Genomic DNA, 2,583 nt, shown 5'->3' with positions numbered 1-2,583 from the left:
CCTGCTCCGGTGATCGAACCAGCAAAAATGCGGAGAATTAAAACCGAGTCCTGGTTACCGATCTCTGACGCGGAAGGGGCAGTGTCACCGCGGTGTGGCCGCGGTTCCACCCGATCACGAGGGCGTTGGGCGCGGTGCCGTATTTGAAGCCGCGGGCCAGCAGCGCCCGTTCCTCGTTTCCGGTGTGGAAGCGGTCACCGAAGACGGGCCGGTTGGTTGCGGCGTTGCTGACCCAGGATGCCAGGCCCGAGCAGTCGGTCCCCGCCGGAGAGTCTCCACCCGGAATATACGGCGTGCCCGAAACCTGGTTGACAAGCGCCAACAGCGACGCGAGAGCAAACATGCGGACGGACAGTAACAGAGCGTTTTGTAAGGGAGCAAAATTCTGTGATTCCCTTCACAATTCATGAATTCAATTGCTGAACTCACAAAGGTGCAGGTGAAGGGCTTTGGCGCGGGCCGCAATTCGACTTCTGGGGGCGACTTTGTCATGTTCTCGCAAAGGTGTTGCGGGTCAGTGGTTCCGCGTTACCTCACGCGGGCGCCGCCGACTGCGACCACGAAACATGTTGCTGCCGAACTCCTTACATTACTGTTTTGAGATCGATTGCGGGTCAAGTTAATTCATGGCTCTGATCCGGAATCGGCGATTCTGGCAACCGCGGGCTTGGAAGGTCGCGCCAGAGCGCCGGCCAGGCCTCGCATCGCGGGCGCTGCGGAGAGAAGCGCTGCAACGGATTCCGCCGGTAAACCCGCGAGCACCTCGACGATGCCGTCGGCCAGCGCGTCGTCGATGGCACGTTTGTCGTTGCGGGCCTTCAGGGTTGGGTGCAACATCGACACCCGCCGGTCGTCTTCTCGAGGTGTCTTCGAGACCAGTCCCCGCTCGACGAGGGCCCGGATGGCGGCACTCACATTGCTCGACTGCATGGCCACCGCGGCCGCGACATCCGACACGCTCAGCCCCGGCTCGTCCACGATCGCGCGCAGCACCGCCAGTTCGGAGGAGGGCAGGGGATCGAGGCCGGCTCGGATGGGGCCGAACCGAGTCAGCCGCCACGACAGTTCATGCAGGGCGAGCGCCAACTCTCGGATCGGGGCGCCGTCATCCCGTGAGGTGACCTCCATCACCGCAGATTACCTACCAAAGGATACATATGCTTCAATATATATTATTCCATAATCAATTGACGCGAGGTTCGCACTTGACTACACCAACCCGCCACACGGTGTCCGCGATGCTGATCGCCGTCCTGGCCCTGCTGTCCGCGGTGACGCCACTGTCCATCGACATGTACCTGTCGGCGTTTCCCGAAATGGCCGCGGAATTCGGTACGTCGGCGCCCATGATCCAACTGACACTGACCGCACTGCTGATCGGGCTCGCGGTGGGTCAGTTGGTGATCGGGCCTTTGTCCGACCGCTACGGCCGGCGGACACCCTTGCTCATCGGCACCCTGGTGTGCCTGCTGGCCAGCGTGTTGTGCATCATCAGCCCCTCGGTTCAGGTCCTGATCGCGTTGCGCTTCGCGCAGGGTTTCGCCGGGGCAGCCGGGGTGGTGATCTCCCGCGCCATCGTGACCGACCGCACCGCGGGGGCCGAGGCCGCCCGATTGTTCGGCGTGCTGATGGTGATCGGGGCATTGGGCCCGGTCGTCGCGCCCGTGCTGGGCGGCTTCATCGTCGCCGACTTCGGGTGGCGGGTCGTGTTCGTCGCGCTGGCTGCCCTGAACGCCCTGATGTTGCTCGGTGTCGTGTTCTTCACCCCGGAGTCGCTACCCCGCGACCGGCGCAGGCCCGGGGGGCTGACGGCACTGTGGTCGAGCACTGCCACCGTGCTGGGCAACCGCCGGTTCGTCGGTTATGCGCTGGCACTGGCCTTCGCGTTCACCGCGCTGTTCTCCTATATCTCTGCCTCACCGTTCGTCCTGCAGAACATCGTCGGTTTGTCGCCGCGGGCATACTCGTTGACGTTCGGCGGCTGCGCGGTGGTGATGGCCGCGATGAGCGCGCTGTCGGCCCGACTGGTGGTACGGATCGCGCCGAGACGGCTGATGCTGATCGGTATGACGGCAATGGTCATGGTCACCGGCTTGCTGCTGCTCACCGTCACCGCCGGTGGTGTCGCACCGGTGCCGACGATCGCGCTGATGGCCGGCTTCATGGCCAGCATGGGCTTCGTCGTGGCCAACGCCATGGCGTTGGCCACCGCCGAGGTCCGCCATGCGGCAGGCACCGGGTCCGCGGTGCTGGGTTTCCTGCAATACGCGCTCGGCGCCGGTGCCTCACCCCTGGTCGGGCTTGCCGGCGAGCACAGCGCGGTGCCCATGGGCATTGCCATGTTCGCCGCCGCGGTGCTGGCCGCCGCGGCCCTGATCGCCTTCACCCGCGGCCGCCGGTCCGAAGCCGTGGACACCGCCGGCCAGGCCGGTCCTTCGGTAATCGCCGCCACGCACTGAGTGGCGGCGGGGTGGCCTAGTGCCAGTCCCAGACAGACATGTCGCCTGGCGGGTAGTTCTGGCAGATGTCGGTGGTGTGGGCGGCTACGCCTTTGTTGTTGAAGAACAGTTTGGCCCAGTTGGG

At 64.8% G+C, this 2,583-nt stretch carries 3 protein-coding genes and 1 pseudogene; 1 reads left to right on the top strand and 3 read right to left on the bottom strand.

Annotated features, from left to right (window positions below; genetic code table 11):
- Positions 1–76: 76 nt before the first annotated feature.
- Together AWB94_RS22555 and AWB94_RS22550 are read right to left on the bottom strand one after the other, a co-directional pair.
- A pseudogene (locus AWB94_RS22555) lies at positions 77–343 on the bottom strand (peptidoglycan endopeptidase); the annotation flags it as partial.
- A gap of 281 nt (positions 344–624) precedes the next feature.
- On the bottom strand, positions 625–1,128 hold the full coding sequence (locus AWB94_RS22550) for a MarR family winged helix-turn-helix transcriptional regulator (protein WP_062655112.1): 504 nt from the start codon (positions 1,126–1,128) through the stop codon (positions 625–627).
- Positions 1,129–1,238: 110 nt separating this feature from the next.
- Here AWB94_RS22550 and AWB94_RS22545 point away from each other — a divergent pair, with 110 nt between their 5' ends.
- Positions 1,239–2,459, top strand: a complete 1,221-nt coding sequence (locus AWB94_RS22545; protein ID WP_062655111.1) for a multidrug effflux MFS transporter — start codon at positions 1,239–1,241, stop codon at positions 2,457–2,459.
- Positions 2,460–2,475: 16 nt separating this feature from the next.
- On the opposite strand, the gene AWB94_RS22540 is transcribed toward AWB94_RS22545, so the two are convergent.
- On the bottom strand, positions 2,476–2,583 hold a 108-nt coding region (locus tag AWB94_RS22540), incomplete at its 5' end, for a DUF5078 domain-containing protein (RefSeq protein ID WP_133058222.1).

Origin of the sequence: Mycolicibacterium canariasense, from assembly GCF_002101555.1 — a bacterium.
GTDB lineage: Bacteria > Actinomycetota > Actinomycetes > Mycobacteriales > Mycobacteriaceae > Mycobacterium > Mycobacterium canariasense.
This window is presented reverse-complemented; position numbering and strand designations above follow the sequence as displayed.